Annotated in this window: 1 protein-coding gene; it reads right to left on the reverse strand. The window is 42.7% G+C overall.

Translation table 11 applies throughout. The features are described 5' to 3' along the window. The coding region (locus ACYVL2_RS20160) for a glycosyltransferase family protein (RefSeq protein ID WP_460546586.1) at positions 1–515 on the reverse strand (515 nt) is incomplete at both ends.

Genomic DNA, 515 nt, shown 5'->3' on the forward strand with positions numbered 1-515 from the left:
GTTGTATCTTTTCAAAGACCTTCACCGCCAGCATCGGATTATAGCGTTCCTGAAATCTTCTTACCCACAGAAATTTTGGCGCGAAATTTCCCCTTCTCTTGAAAGGATAATCTTCCAGGCTGATGGAGTTCGGGATAATTTTAATATTCTCAAAACCCGCCTTTTCAAAAATGTCGTACAGAAAGTGAGAAGGCGCTACGTTAAGTTTTGCGTTCCCAAACAAAGATCGCGTGAGGTTTGGTGATTTTTGGATGCGTTCCCGCAGATTACCACCATGAAGGATGGGGATATAAGGTAATTTCAACTGCTGGCAAAGCTTTCCAATGCTATAGGCATAGTAGAAATTCTGTGCACCATAAGTATCGATCAGAACGGTATCGGTCTCTTTTCGGTGTGCCCAAATAAGGGAGAGCATTTCCATAAGACGCATTGCCTTATTGTCCTTGCTGCTGGCGGTTTTAACCCAGTAACCTTCCTGCTTCAATACTTCGCTAAAAAAAGAAATATAGGTAGCC

Source organism: Glycomyces halotolerans, assembly GCF_054779575.1.